Origin of the sequence: Leptospira jelokensis (genome assembly GCF_004769635.1) — a bacterium.
Lineage (GTDB): Bacteria > Spirochaetota > Leptospiria > Leptospirales > Leptospiraceae > Leptospira_A > Leptospira_A jelokensis.
This window is the reverse complement of record NZ_RQGH01000026.1, coordinates 361,797-375,790: the sequence shown is the minus strand read 5'-3', so window position 1 is coordinate 375,790 and position 13,994 is coordinate 361,797. Positions and strand designations below refer to the sequence as shown.

The following is a 13,994-nucleotide window of genomic DNA, read 5'->3' as shown; positions in this document are numbered from 1 at the left end:
GTGGCATTTTATTGAATAAATGCCCGTTATTAGTCATACGTTATGTGTTAGTTGGTAATTAGTTTGGGGGAAAAACCTAGTGTTAGAATTTAAAAATGTGTTCAAATCATTTCACAATGAAGAAGAAACGATTGATGTGTTGAAAAATATTTCATTTCGTATGGAAACTGGTGAATTTGTAGCGATTATCGGCCCTTCTGGATCTGGTAAATCCACTTTACTTGGTGTTGCCGCAGGCCTTGACAAACCAGATACGGGCATTGTCTCCCTGGACGGAATTGATTTAACCAAACAAAATGAATCGATCCTTGCGGATATTCGGGCTGACCAAATCGGATTTATCTTCCAAAACTTCCAATTATTGCCTGGTCTCAACGCAATAGAAAATGTTGGGATCCCTTTGTATTTAAAATCATCGTTATCTGAAAAAGAAATTTTACAAAAAGCTGAAAAAATTTTGGAATCGGTAGCAATGTCACACCGTGCGACACACTTCCCAAAACAACTGTCAGGTGGTGAGGAGCAAAGGATTGCCATCGCAAGGAGTTTTGTGAATGATCCAAAAATTATTTTTGCAGATGAACCGACGGCAAACTTAGATTATAAAAATAGTAAAACGATTTTAGACCTTTTGTTATATCGAAACAAAAAACAAGGTACCACTCTTGTGGTGGTGACCCATGACCCTGATGTGGCAAAACTAGCGGATCGTGTTTTAGAAATGAAAGAGGGCGAGATCATTTCTGATTCAAAGAATGGTTCGAAAAATAATCTCAAACCTAATCCTTCCAAAACAAAAAAAAACAATTCTCTTCCCTCTAATCGATCCACCAAACAGAAAAAAACGAAAAATCAAACAAAGAAGGTGAGTCGATGAAAGGATCTCTCTTTCGTTTTTACTTAAAAAGAGAATTGTTTTCTCGTTTTCGCTATTCTCTCCTCATCGTTGTCTCGATCACACTTGGTGTGGGTTCCGTGATTGGCATCCATTCCTATAAGGACAACACAGCAAATGCCATTAAAAAAGAGGCAAAATCGATCATGGGAGCGGATTTAGCCTTACAATCCCCCCAGGAAATCACCGATTCTGCAAAGGAATTGCTGAAAACCCACCTTCCAGAAGGTGCTAAAACCAGTAGTTCCATCCAATTTTTATCCATGATTTCCAATGAATCCGGCTCTGAAAATTCTCTCAGTTTTGTGAAAGGGATTGAAACAAGTTATCCGTTTTATGGGGAAATGAAAACAGAACCAGAGAACGCGTATCGAAATTTAAAACCGAATCAGGTATTACTCGATGCAAGCCTTGTGGAAAATCTCAAATTAAAACGTGGTGACCGCATTCGGTTAGGTGATAGCCTTCTTGTGCTCGCTGGTGTTGTGTTAAAGGAACCTGGTGCCGTTGGATCTTTTGTGGGTTCTGCTCCAGGGTCTATCATTCGGAAAGAGACTGCGATCCAAACAGGACTAGTGCAAAGAGGCAGTCGCATCCGTTATACGATTTATTTACAATTCCCTGATACGATTGATAGTTTGGAATGGAAGGACAAAGAGTTTGCATCCTTTATCAAAGAAGACTTAACGATCTATCACAATACAGAAGTCAATTCGGGTTCACAACAGTTCATCAAAAACACATTTGATTATATGGCGCTCCTGGCTCTCGCTGGATTTTTTCTCGGAGCCATCTCTGTTTATACAGCGGTTCGCACAAGGTTACTAGAAAAACGAAATGAAATTGCCATCTTGATGTGCCTTGGTGCCAAACCAAACGTTATCCTTCTATTAGTATTTTCGGAAATACTCATCCTCTCCCTTTTGGGGACGAGCTTCGGATTAGGCCTTGGGTATGCCATCCAATCAGTATTGCCAGATATCAGTGGGCTTTTGGCAGTTGGTGTTGGGACAGGTTTCTTTGGATTATCGGCATCGTCTCTCCTTTGGAGTTTGGTGCTCGGTGTGGTATTGCCTCTTCTCATCTCGATTCCATTGGTTTTAGAAACAAGGTCAGTCAAACCATTGGCTGCTTTAAAAGAAGTGGAATCACAAACCAGTGGGAATTTAGCAACATCCTATTGGCAATTTGGTTCCTTCGTTTTGATTTATATCCTGTTTACAACCCTTGCCATCTTAGAAACAGAAAGTATCTTCAAAGGCATTCTCTTTACACTTGTACTTTTAACCTTACCACTCCTTGTGTACGGATTGTACATCCTCTTTGGATCTTTTCTACAGAAAATTTCAAAACTTGGTTGGTTATCCAAAGAGTGGAGCCTTGTGACAAAAAAAGTCACTCGTAAATCGGGAGCCCTAAGGCTTTCCATCATTGGCCTTGGGTCTGCACTCTTTATCTTAACACTTTCTCTCATCTTACAAGAAAGTTTACTTGAGTTGAGTGGAGCAAGGGAAATTGAACGTAGACCAAACATGTTCCTCCTCGACATTCGGGAGACTCAGAAAAACGACCTGCTATCATCGATTTCCTCTTTTCCAGTGGAAAAACAATATGTGGCTCCAGTCATTGGAGCAAGGTTATCTAAAGTCAATGGCGAACCTGTCAAAAAAGAAGACACCATCAAAAATGCAATGGATCGCAATTGGCGAGCCACAGCAAGGACGAGAGAGTATTTTTTATCCTATCGGGATGAGTTGTATGATACAGAAAAGGTGACTAAAGGCAGTTGGTGGGGCCAGTCGAGCCAAAATGAAATCTCCGTCGAAAGGGATTTTGCAGGTTATTTACAAGCGGGAATTGGGGATGAGCTCACATTCAACGTACAAGGTAGGGAAGTATCTGGCAAAATCACAAACCTTCGTTCGGTGAACTGGGCAGATATGAAACCAAACTTTGTGGTGTTGTTCTCCAGAGGGATTTTGGAAAAAGCACCTCGGTTTTATATTGTTTCCTTACTCATTGATTCCAGTGAAAACAGATACCAATTACAAAAACTGATTGTAAACCAATTCCCAAATATCACCGTCATCGACACAGAAAAAACCATCCAAGCCTTTATGGGGATTTTGGAGAAGGTAACCCAGATGATGGCTCTTATGACAGCCTTTATCTTGGCGGCATCATTTGTCCTTGTGTTCACTACCCTTTATGCCAGCCAATCGGAAAGAAAACGTGAGTTTGCTCTTTTACGGGTGATTGGGGCAAACAGTCGTTTTATGGGAAAACATTTCCTTAGAGAAGCCTTACTTGTGTCTGTGATTTCGTTTTTACTTGGGCTTGTATATTCTGTCGTTTCCAACGAAGTATTAAACCGGTCTGTACTTGAATTACGAAGTGTGTATCCTTATGGACAACTTACGTTAGTGTTTGTAGGAATTTGTTTTGTGACAGTGACTTTGTATGCGATTGGTTTGGTAAGTTTCTTTCGCATGCCAACAAAGACAGTATTAAAAGAAATTAAATGATTCGAAGATTCTGTTTGAGAACTAGAATTTTTGAATATGAGTTCTTTTAAAATGCAATGAGGGTAACTCAAGTTTAGAAATGTTTTTTATTTGTTAAAAAACAAAAAAGCCCGGGGTTTGAAACCGGGCTTTCTCATTGAAAGAGATGTATTCGGGATTATTGTGCTACCGAAATAACCTCATCTCGGTTGATTACGTTAACAATATGTTTGTATTCAGGAGAATCCTTTCCATATTTTAACTCAGTGGCACGTAATAAGTGAACGTTCTTTTTGTAACGATACTTGAAGAGCATATCATCTGGACCTTTTGTCTTTTTGATCATGTTCTCTTCGAAGCTATATGCACTTGCAAGATACTTGTGAGCAGGGTATTCTTTCTCGTTGTCATCGATTTCGATGTAAAGTTCTAGGATCGGGATACACTGAGGAAGGTTTTGTAGGTCATACTCAGCCATAATCCAAGAACGATAAACGTCAGAAAGAAGTCTTTTGAACTCAGGTCTTTCTCTTAAGTCAGGGTTTTTGATTTCATCTAAGTGATTGATCGATTTAGAGAAGTAGTTAAGAGCATCTTGTTTCGCTTTCATTTTTTCGCGGTAAACAACGCGTTCTTCTCTTGCTTTACGATCAACTTTTTGCCAGTACCATTTTTCATCTAAGCGCTTTTTCTCAGCTTCTTCTTTGCGGTACTGCTCTACCCAATCTCTATTTTTCATAATGGTGTTCACACCAGATTGGTAGTTGGAAAGAGCCAAACGGAATTGGTTGTTTGCAAAAGTTTTAGAAAGTTGGTGTAACTCTTGGAACGTTTTGTTATACCCTTTGAAATCAGGGTTCTTCCAAAGAGATTCCTGTTCCATAATTTCTTTCTTTCTTTTCTTTTGGTCCTCAGTGAGTTCCGCATCGTCATTCTCAGGAACGAGTTCGCCTTTGAGAAGTTCGTCGACTTGGTCTTTAGCCGCTTGGCTTTCTTGAGCGTTCGCAGGCTGAGTTTGTGCGAATAGCACACTGAAGCCGGACACCAGTTGGAGAATAAGGAGATACTTAATAATCTTCATAGTCGTGTGACCCTTTTGTCTCTTTCAATATTTTGAACAAATAGGTTTATCTATTTCTTCAATGAAAGTATCGGTTTGGGAAGAGTCAATAATAACGAATTAAAGAGGAAAAAAACCTAAATGTGAACTTTTTCTTCGCAAACCCTTGGTTTTAAAGGGACATAAGTCGTTCCAGACCTAAAATATCTCATTCCTTGACAGCTTAGTGAACTAAGGAAGATTGCTCATTGGAGATGAATTTATCCGAAATTACTTCAATCCGTGATGGAAATCCGCAGTGTAAAACCTGTGGTGGAGTGGGCATTACCTTGGCAGAACATGTAAGGGGATCTCGGTCCGGTGCCCTTGTTTTATGCCATTGTATCGGCAGTGAATGTAACACATGTGAGGCGAAGGGGCAACCTCCCTTTATGTCTTTCGACAGAAAATTGGACAAAATGCTCCCATGTGTTTGCCATAATGCACGGTTTTCCCTTCGTAACTTAGAAACTTTGGTGGAAAAAGCCAATATCCCTCCTCGGTACCGCTTCCAATTTTTATCCACCATTGACATTGGGGATACAGCAAATGACCCTGATATGTCCTTTATCATTGCTCATGACTGGGCAAATGAACTCGTTCATAAATTTAAAAATCCTGATTTTACCCCACAAGGGTTTTACCTTTGGGGAGGAACAGGATCTGGGAAAACTTTACTCGCTTGTGTGATCCTAAACGAACTTATTTTTCGTCACGGGATCACTTGTAAGTATGCAAAGGTAAACAAAGACTTTTTGTCAGCCATCCGAGATACTTACCAATCCGATAGCGAAACTCATGGACAAGAACGTTCCATAGAAAGGGAATTTGCAAACGTCGATGTCCTTGTGATTGATGACTTTGGAGTCCAAAAAGAATCTGAATTCAACAATCGTAAGTTATACGATCTCATCGATAGTCGTTATGAACAAGAAAAACTCACCCTGCTCACATCCAATCACTCACTCGTAGAATGGAGAGACAGAGGCCAAGGTCGGATTTACTCACGGCTTATGGAAATGACAAAAGAAATCGAATTAAAATGCCCTGATTATCGTACGAAGTTTGTGAAGAGGTAAGACCATGAAGTATTCCAATATTGCCTTTTTGTCCTTAGGATCCAATATCGGTGACAGACACCATTTTATGGACCAGGCAATTTGGGAAATTTCCACCTTACCTGAGTTACAGATTCTGAAACAATCTGAGAGATTGGAAACAGCTCCACTTGAAAATACAAACCAACCTTATTTTTTAAACCAAATTCTAAAAGTTATGGTTTCTTCTGCATTTACTCTGCCATGCCTTTTGGATTCGCTGCAAGGGATCGAAGACAAACTAGGGCGCAAACGTAGGTCATGGAAAGGACCACGCGAAATTGATATTGATATCCTTACCTATGAAGCCGTGGTGATGAAAACAGATTTTTTACATTTACCACACCATTCCCTTTATTCCAGACCATTCATCAAGCAGTTGTTAACTGATATGGGTGAGATTGGTGTTTATGCCCTTTATACGGAACTCAACCATGAAAAACATTATTCTACAGTATAAAAAAAAATACGTTGCAGGAGAACCCATCTCCGTCATCACTTGTTATGATTATACCTTTGCCACTTTATTCAATCGTACGGACGTAGACTGCCTCCTCGTTGGTGATTCACTTGGGATGGTGATCCAGGGAAACCAGTCCACACTTCCTGTGACTCTCGATGAAATCATTTACCATACAAAGGCTGTTTGTAAGGGTGCACCCGACAAAACCATCATCGCTGATTTGCCGTTTTTATCTTACCAAACCTCCATAGAAGATGGGATTCGTTCCGCAGGCCGTGTTCTGAAAGAAACCAATGCTTCTTGTGTCAAACTCGAAGGAGATTCTGATTTTATCATCGAACTCACGAAACGGATGACAGAATCAGGGATCCCTGTGTTTGCCCATTTAGGTCTCACTCCTCAATCGGTACACACTCTCGGTGGTCACCGTGTCCAAGGGAAAACGGAAGCCGCTCGGAACAAAATGATCCGCAAATCTAAGGAAATTTCTGAAGCAGGTGCTTTTGCTTTGTTACTTGAGATGGTTCCCGAATCCTTAGGAAAAGAAATCACGGAATCCATCCGTATCCCCACCATCGGGATTGGTGCAGGGAAGTACACTTCGGGCCAAGTCCTTGTGATGCAAGACCTACTCGGACTCAACGAAGACTTCCATCCTAAGTTTTTAAAGAAATTTGGGAACTTAAGTGGTGCGGTAAAAGATGCAGTGAATGCGTATCACAAGGAAGTGACAAAAAGGGAATATCCTTCCGAAGCCCATGTGTTCTTAGACACTTGATGGATGGAAAGAATCAGTTTTTGGAATTCTTGTAAAGGAAAAGAGGGTTTTTACAACCCTCCAGTGGAAGAAAACGGAGAGACTGGGATCCAAAGGATCCTAGCTCAGATTTGTTACTTTCTTTTGTTTGCGGCCTCGGCTAGTTTTTCGAGCATAGGCACCGTTGTTTCCCAAGACACACATGCATCTGTGATGGATTGACCATAGGTCAATGGTTTGGCATCAATGGATTGGTTTCCTTCTTTTAGATGGCTTTCAATCATCACACCCAAGATGTATTTGCTTCCTTTGGCAAATTGTTCTGCCACAGAGTCCACTACACTTGGTTGTTTGCGAAAATCTTTTTGGCTATTGCCATGCGAACAATCCACCATCACTTTGGGCGAGAGACCTGCTTTTTCGATTTGAGCTCCGACTTCATTTACGGACGCCTCATCAAAGTTAGGTCCTTTGTTCCCACCGCGTAAGATCACATGGGTGTCTTTGTTTCCAGCTGTTTTGAAAATCGCACTGCTGCCTTGGTTTGTGACGGAAAGGAAATGGTGGCTTGAACTTGCCGATCGGATTGCATCCACTGCAATTTGAACATTCCCATCGGTTCCATTTTTGAAACCGATCGGAGCGGAAAGTCCTGAAGCAAGTTCCCTATGCACTTGGCTTTCTGTTGTCCTTGCCCCAATCGCACCCCAGGCGACTAGGTCTGCGATGTACTGCGGTGAAATCACATCCAAAAATTCGGTTCCGCAAGGGATTCCCATTTTGTTGAGATCGAGCAAAAGTTTCCGTGCAAGTTGTAAGCCTTTGTTGATATGGAATGATCCATCTAAGTCGGGATCGTTGATAAGACCTTTCCAACCCACAGTGGTTCTTGGTTTTTCAAAGTAAACTCTCATGACAATGAGAAGTTCTTTTTCAAACTCTTTGATTTTTGGTTTCAATTTTTCGGCGTATTCCATTACGGCACCGATGTCGTGAACAGAACACGGCCCAACGACAACTAACATGCGCTTGTCGTCTTTTCCGTGGATGATGTCAGAAATTTGACTTCTGGTTCTCACCACTACATCGGAAGCTTCGTCGGTAAGCGGAAGTTCTTCAATGATGACGGATGGAGGGATAAGGCTATGTTGTTCTAAAATTCTTAAATTTGCTGTTGGTTTCATAATTAATACTTTTGCATGTTTGGGTCTACTAAATCGGAATACGCTAAGGTTCCACCAGCGACGTTTTTGAAAGATTTAAATCCAGCTTGTGCCAAAATCCCACATGCCATACCAGACCTTCCACCAGACCGACAATACACCAAAATTTCTTTGTCAATTTGGCTTTTGATTTCATCGATACGTGCAGCAAGTTCGCTTACAGGAATGAGTTTGTCTGTACCAGGTACGAGTGCGATTTGTTGTTCGTTAGGATTTCGTACATCCAAAACAAAAAAATCATCTTTTCCTTCTCTTCTTGCATCCAGACGTTTTTTAAAACTGACTACATCGATTTCCGGTACCATTATGTAACTCCGCCCATTTCCTCTAATTCTATTGTCGCATCTTCCCAACGTTTTGTCAGGAGTGTGATTTCTCTTTTAATATCGTTATAAGTGTCCATTTCCAACTGAAAACTTCTGTTTTTAAAGAACTCTGGGTCTTGTAAAAGTTCCTCTTTGTCCTTTTTATTTTTTTCCAGTCTCTCTATTTGGACTTCCAAATCGGAAATTTCTTTTTCTAATTTTTTCCGTTTGTTTTTGCTCGCTTGGGGATTGGGCTTTTTTTCATCCGATTTTGGCTTTTGGGAGGTTTGGTCCTTCGCGTTTGTCCCCAATTCGTCTTCTTTGTGGAATTTCAGGTAATCGTCAAAACTGCAATTGAGGTTTTTTAATTCCCCACCAGAAAGTTGGAAAGTGCGGTTACAAAGCCCCTTCATAAAATCGGGGTCGTGGCTGATGATGAGTAAACTTCCTGGAAAATCAATCAGGGCTCGTTTGATGGCTTCTCGTATCACAATGTCCAAGTGGTTTGTGGGTTCGTCTAGGAACAAACAATTGGATGGGTGGTTTACCAGTAACGCCAATCGGAGTCTACTTTGTTCCCCACCTGACAAATGTTTTACGGATTTAAACACTCCGTCACCGGGGAAAGCAAAATGCCCAAGTAGGGTCCTTGCCTTTTCTTCATTGAGTTCTGGGTATTTTTTTAATACTGTTTCGACAAGATTTAAGGATTCATCCAAATCTTCCCCATGTGTTTGCGAAAAATAACCAAGTTTGGTTTTGGGGCCGTAATATAATTTTCCCGTATCGAGTTTGTGTTGTTCTAACAGACAACGCATGAGGGTTGATTTTCCTGCACCATTGGGTCCAACGAGCGCAACTTTGTCACCAGCGGAAATTTCAATTTCTGCATTTTCAAAGATGGTTTTTTTCTCACCAGTATTACGATCAGGGTAAGAAAAGGATGCATGTTCTAAACGAAGGATGATATTACTCGAAGGAACAAATTGGAATTGGTAATCTGGTTTTTGGTTCCAAAAACTATCTTCTGGATTTTCAACTTTATCCCTTTTTTCCAATCGTTTGATCACAGATTGGACTTGTCTTGCTTTGGTTGCTTGGGCGCGGAATCGTTCCACCCATTCCATTCTTGTTTTTAAATAGGTTTCTTCTTTTTCGAATTGGACTTTTAGTTTTTCTTGGATTTCATTTTTGGCTTCAAAAAATTCTTCCAAACTCCCTTGGAATTCAAAGGTTCCATGCGGATTGATTTCGATGATCGTGTCTACTGTTTGGTTTAAAAATTCAGGATCATGTGTGACAAGGACAAAGGCTTGGTTTTGAGAAACCAAAAAGTCAGCTAACCAAGATTTGGTTTTGTCATCCAAATGGTTTGTTGGTTCATCCAGAAGTAATAAGTTATGTGGATTGAGTAGGGCAATTGCTAGGCCAATCCTATGGTGGTAACCGGGTGAAAATTCTTTTGTTTTGCGTGAGAAATCTGCTGTGGAAAAACCTAAACCAGAAAGGATTTTTTTGGCACGAGCTTCAAGACCGTGTAAGTCGTGTAAGTGGGCAAATTCTTCCAACTCACTTTGCTCATGTAACAAAGTTTCAAATGCCGGATCTTCGTGGTCTGTGGTTTCAAATTTGGATTCGATAATTTTGCGTTTGGAATCGTATTCGGCATACAATTTGTTTTCGTCGAGTACGGTTTCAATCACCGAAGTCTCTGGATTGAATTCTGGAATTTGTTGGAATAGGGAAAGGACTGTGTGTTTGGAACGAATCACTTCCCCCGATTCGGGTTTCAGTTTGCCTGCGGCCATTTGGAAGAGAGTCGTTTTTCCAGAACCGTTTGGTCCCACAAGGGCGACTCGGCAACCTGGTTTGATATGCCAGCTGAATCCCTCAAAGAGGACTTTGGGGCCGAAGTGTTGGTGGATTTGGATGAATTGGATCAAGGCGTTTGCGAAAACCCGCCGTTTCGGCGGGGAATTTAGGAGGGACTAACCTTATTTCTTGGCTAGGAGTTCCGCCTTTCTTTCGCGAAGGTGTTTCACATAAAGGCTTGATTCGCCGTTCATGGTTTCAACCGACTTTTTAATGGCTGAGTCAATTTCCTCGACCGTCATTTTCGCGATTTTTTTGTTCTTCTTTTCTTTTTCTTCTGACATGGAAGTTTTCCCCTTTTAGGTACGTCACTGAGATTCTTCCAGGGTTTCCTCTCGGATCGAGACGGCAAGAAAAATAAGACAAAAATACGGACAAGTGGCAAACTGACCGCATGAAACGGATCCGTCGATTTTTCAGCGAAGTGTATTTGTACGATGTCCATGGCCTTGCCTCAGAACTTTCGTTTACCTTCCTTTTGACCCTATTCCCACTCCTTGTTGTGTTTGTGACCCTACTTGGGCTTTTGCAAGATCCAAAAACCATCAATTTGATGACGGACCAAATTGGGAAATTTTTACCAGCACCGATTTTCCAACCCATCGACAAAAGTGTAGAAAATCTAACCAAAGTTAAAAGTTACAATGTGATCGCCATAAGCATTGCCATTTCTTTTGTTTCGAGTCTTACCATTTTTGGAACCATTTCCAAAGCCCTTCGATTCATTTCAAGGGACGAAACAAAAGTTGGTTTTATCGCATCACAGTGGATCAACTTTCGTTTGTTAGTCATATCCCTTGTGTTGCTTGTTTTGTATTTTTATTTAACCTATGGTATTGTTTCTCTTGAAAGAATGTTATTTAAATCGTTTCGATTTTCGTTTTTTCGAAACAACCCTTACCTCTCTGTCTCACTTATCATTCTACCCTATAGCATAGGTTTATTTACTTTTTATTATGCTTATATCACAAAAGCAAAAACCACTTTAAAAGAAAATTTACCAGGTGCGATCTTTGCATCATTACTTGTTCTTGCGATGAGTTTTGGGTTTCAGTTTTATCTAAAAATGAAAAACGTAGGTGTGAACTATTCGTTAGCATATGATTTAATTTCGAAGATGGTGGTGTTGATGTTGTATACTTACATCAACTCCACGTTTTTTATCTGGGGATTTTTGTGGAACCAAGTGCTTGCGGATGACCGTGGTAAAAAATCTCAATCCAAAAAATAATCAGGTTCTAAAATCCTTGGGCAAAATGAGATGATGATGCCAAAGTAATGTCTGGCAAGTGAGTGGAATAACCATTCACCACCGGAGGATAAAATATCATCGGCATCTAAGTCTGTGTATCCTCTTTTATGGAACAATTGGTCAAGGCTCCAATTTTCTTCCCCGGGGATCACTTGGACTTTTAGGTGTGCATAAAATTTATTTTCTAGGTGGTGGTAACGAAAGACAATGGCTCTACCACCTAACGGATTTCTGATGGTGAATGTCAACCAAGATGGAAAATCATTGTCTGGTTCAGAACTTAAATGGTATAATTCCCAACCAATGTCTTTCGCATTTCCAAAAAATTCTTGGAAACTGGAAGTGAAGGCAGATTGGTATTCAGCGGTAATTCCCATGCCTAAATGAATTCATTTTACAATCCCATTTTTTAGGCAAACCCTATCTCTTTTTTTTGCTTTGGGATCGGATTCCTAAGAATCATTTTTACTCAATTCAAAACAAATTCAGGTTTCCTAAACAAGGGAAGTCCTTATGATGGGAACTCGAGGTTCGCCGCCATGATCGAAACCATCAACATCAATTGGCCAAGTGGTGCCATCGACCCAACCATCCATTGCCCCGCCTGCGGGAGTATGGTGCTCAGTCCTTTGGAAGAAGAGGGGCCTGGTTGCCATCACATTCAATTCATCATTGATAGCGAATCAGGTGAATTTAACTACATCACTGAATCATTTGATGAAATCCTAAAGGAATTTCGAAAACCAGATGTGGAAGAATTTGATGAATGGGATGCTACAGAAAGTTTTTTAGAAGAAGCCGAATCCAATACATTCTATGTGATGAATCTCATTTTACCAAGTAATGTTTCTATGGAAGATGATCCCGTTTGTTTACGGATCGGATATGAATTATTTTTTACGGAAGACCAAGAAGAATTATATGAGGAATTGGAAAGAAGACATGACGAGGAGGGTTTGCATGACCATAGCCAAAATTAAACAAAAGAAATCTTTATTCACGGGAGTGCTTTTGGCATTTTTGTTTTTGACCAATTGTCTCATTGGTTACAAAGACTATCCAAAAATTTTACCACTTCCTTCCGAAGAAAAAACTTTAGACACAAATTTTGTGTATGTACTTCCTACGTTCCCTCAGTTGAATTTGGGTGGAAGAGAAGCTCTTAAAAATTACTTTGAAAACAAAACTAGATTCAAAAAAACAACGGAAGGGGTTGATGTTCCTAAGACTGGTTATTTGGTGAACGTGAAGGTGAACTATCGTTCTCCTACTCCCATTGCCACAGCATTTTTAGGAGTTTCTACTCTCACAGCAACATTTTTACCTGCTTGGTCGACACAAGATGGATATGATGTTCAATACATTCTCTACAAGGATGGCAAAAAAGTAGGAACGTATGATTACCATATCTTTCGTAACTATGCCCAATGGATATTCTTCATCCCTATCTCTTGGTACAATTTTGAAACTGCGACTGAAAAAGAAGTATTTGAGCGTATGACCTTAAAATTCTTTGAGGATGCAAAAGAACATTTTTAAATCATTTGGAACACTCATTTCAAATCTTCCATGAATTTGTTTGGGGTTTTTGGCCCGGTGTATTCATTGTATTTGGAGTGGGTTTTTTTGTTGGTTACTTAGCTTCCTTCCTCGGGCTCGGGGGAGGATTTATATATACTCCCTTTTTTCATAGTTTTTTTCATTTAACCGCTGTTCAAGCTGTTGCTGTCTCCCTCGCTCAAATGCCTGTGTCTGCTCTGTCAGGACTCTATGTGTATTATCAAAATAACAAAATCCGTTGGAAACAAGGGTTTTTGTTACTTGTCACATCCATTCCAGCAGCACAGTATACGGCCTTTGCTTTTGGAAGGTTTGAAGATACCACTTTCGGCAAACAATTGTACTACGGAATTCCACTTTCAGAATTTGTATATTTGTTTGTGTTTACGATTTTTTTGGGAATTTTAGCAGTTTATAATTTGATCACATCACTCAAAAAACGCAAACGTTACTATGAATCATTGCCTATCCCCCATTCTGAACAAAACAGAAAACAACAGGACTCTGAAAAAACAACGAATTGGGTTGGTCCTAATCCTGAGGGAATCAGCACAAAGGGCGAAAACGATGGAGCACTGTTTCGTTTTTCTAAAAAATCGATTTCCATCGTTTTACTTGTAGGAGTTTTTTTTGGGACGTTCTCCTCTCTATTTGGAATCGGTGGTGGTTTTTTAGCAGTTCCATTATTTGTTTATTATTTTCGCATGAGTCCTGTAGAGGCAGTTGCTACATCGTTTTTAGGTATCTTCTTAACTTCGTTTGGAACAACAGTACAGTTTCTATTGTTAGGAAAATTACATTGGGAACTTGCTCTTGTTGGAAGTTTTGGAGGAATTTTTGGTGCGAGGATTGGTTCCCTCAAGGCAGTGAATGCAAAACCTTATACCATTTTACTTGTTACCTCCTTTTTCCAATTCTTAGTTGTGGTTTGGTATTTAGTCGCTAAACTACCAAAATTTTAATTTTG

The 13,994-nt window shown here is 40.2% G+C and carries 15 protein-coding genes; 9 read left to right on the top strand and 6 right to left on the bottom strand.

The window, feature by feature from the left end; all coding sequences use genetic code 11:
* The first annotated feature begins 79 nt into the window (after positions 1-79).
* Together EHQ62_RS11685 and EHQ62_RS11680 are read left to right on the top strand one after the other, a co-directional pair.
* Positions 80-877, top strand: coding sequence for an ABC transporter ATP-binding protein (locus EHQ62_RS11685; protein ID WP_135642987.1), 798 nt, complete (start codon positions 80-82; stop codon positions 875-877).
* On the top strand, positions 874-3,420 hold the full coding sequence (locus tag EHQ62_RS11680) for an ABC transporter permease (protein ID WP_135642985.1): 2,547 nt from the start codon (positions 874-876) through the stop codon (positions 3,418-3,420). Before EHQ62_RS11685 ends, EHQ62_RS11680 begins: the two co-directional genes overlap by 4 nt.
* 157 nt (positions 3,421-3,577) lie before the next feature.
* Here the strand turns inward: EHQ62_RS11680 and fcpA are convergent, their stop codons facing one another.
* Entirely contained in the window at positions 3,578-4,480 is a 903-nt protein-coding gene (fcpA, locus tag EHQ62_RS11675; protein ID WP_039928323.1) for a flagellar coiling protein FcpA, read from the bottom strand.
* A 233-nt stretch (positions 4,481-4,713) separates the two neighbouring features.
* Between fcpA and EHQ62_RS11670 the strand changes: the two genes are divergently transcribed.
* From EHQ62_RS11670 to panB, 3 genes are read left to right on the top strand one after another with little or no spacing between them, the layout of a single operon-like run.
* The gene (locus tag EHQ62_RS11670; RefSeq protein WP_167482872.1) at positions 4,714-5,577 is read left to right on the top strand and encodes an ATP-binding protein; all 864 of its coding nucleotides are present in this window, start codon (positions 4,714-4,716) and stop codon (positions 5,575-5,577) included.
* A 4-nt stretch (positions 5,578-5,581) separates the two neighbouring features.
* A complete protein-coding gene (folK, locus tag EHQ62_RS11665; RefSeq protein WP_012387302.1) occupies positions 5,582-6,055 on the top strand; it encodes a 2-amino-4-hydroxy-6-hydroxymethyldihydropteridine diphosphokinase in 474 nt (157 codons plus the stop codon).
* Positions 6,030-6,836 carry a 3-methyl-2-oxobutanoate hydroxymethyltransferase gene (gene panB, locus EHQ62_RS11660; protein WP_135642981.1) on the top strand — a complete coding sequence of 269 codons (807 nt, stop codon included), beginning with the start codon at positions 6,030-6,032 and terminating at the stop codon, positions 6,834-6,836. The genes folK and panB overlap by 26 nt, the downstream gene beginning before the upstream one ends.
* A gap of 113 nt (positions 6,837-6,949) precedes the next feature.
* Here panB and EHQ62_RS11655 read toward each other — a convergent pair whose 3' ends face one another.
* The 4 genes from EHQ62_RS11655 to EHQ62_RS18565 are packed head-to-tail and all read right to left on the bottom strand — an operon-like array spanning position 6,950 to position 10,499.
* Positions 6,950-7,999: a 3-deoxy-7-phosphoheptulonate synthase gene (locus EHQ62_RS11655; protein ID WP_135642980.1), complete on the bottom strand. Its 1,050-nt coding sequence runs from the start codon at positions 7,997-7,999 to the stop codon at positions 6,950-6,952.
* 2 nt (positions 8,000-8,001) lie between these two features.
* A complete protein-coding gene (locus EHQ62_RS11650) occupies positions 8,002-8,343 on the bottom strand; it encodes a rhodanese-like domain-containing protein (protein WP_135642978.1) in 342 nt (113 codons plus the stop codon).
* On the bottom strand, positions 8,343-10,286 hold the full coding sequence (locus tag EHQ62_RS11645) for an ABC-F family ATP-binding cassette domain-containing protein (RefSeq protein WP_135642976.1): 1,944 nt from the start codon (positions 10,284-10,286) through the stop codon (positions 8,343-8,345). Before EHQ62_RS11645 ends, EHQ62_RS11650 begins: the two co-directional genes overlap by 1 nt.
* Before the next feature lie 51 nt (positions 10,287-10,337).
* Positions 10,338-10,499, bottom strand: a complete 162-nt coding sequence (locus EHQ62_RS18565) for a hypothetical protein (protein ID WP_012387307.1) — start codon at positions 10,497-10,499, stop codon at positions 10,338-10,340.
* A 110-nt stretch (positions 10,500-10,609) separates the two neighbouring features.
* On the opposite strand from EHQ62_RS18565, the gene EHQ62_RS11640 reads away from it, so the two are divergent.
* Entirely contained in the window at positions 10,610-11,446 is an 837-nt protein-coding gene (locus EHQ62_RS11640; RefSeq protein WP_135642974.1) for a YihY/virulence factor BrkB family protein, read from the top strand.
* Here EHQ62_RS11640 and EHQ62_RS11635 read toward each other — a convergent pair.
* Positions 11,431-11,844 carry a hypothetical protein gene (locus tag EHQ62_RS11635; protein ID WP_135642972.1) on the bottom strand — a complete coding sequence of 138 codons (414 nt, stop codon included), beginning with the start codon at positions 11,842-11,844 and terminating at the stop codon, positions 11,431-11,433. The genes EHQ62_RS11640 and EHQ62_RS11635 overlap by 16 nt on opposite strands.
* A 162-nt stretch (positions 11,845-12,006) precedes the next feature.
* Here EHQ62_RS11635 and EHQ62_RS11630 point away from each other — a divergent pair, with 162 nt between their 5' ends.
* The 3 genes from EHQ62_RS11630 to EHQ62_RS11620 are packed head-to-tail and all read left to right on the top strand — an operon-like array spanning position 12,007 to position 13,989.
* Positions 12,007-12,447, top strand: coding sequence for a hypothetical protein (locus tag EHQ62_RS11630; protein ID WP_015676639.1), 441 nt, complete (start codon positions 12,007-12,009; stop codon positions 12,445-12,447).
* Positions 12,428-13,006 (top strand): LIC12231 family lipoprotein, encoded by a 579-nt coding sequence (locus EHQ62_RS11625; protein ID WP_015676816.1) that lies wholly within the window; start codon positions 12,428-12,430, stop codon positions 13,004-13,006. Before EHQ62_RS11630 ends, EHQ62_RS11625 begins: the two co-directional genes overlap by 20 nt.
* A gap of 5 nt (positions 13,007-13,011) precedes the next feature.
* A complete protein-coding gene (locus EHQ62_RS11620; protein WP_135642971.1) occupies positions 13,012-13,989 on the top strand; it encodes a sulfite exporter TauE/SafE family protein in 978 nt (325 codons plus the stop codon).
* Positions 13,990-13,994 lie beyond the last annotated feature (5 nt).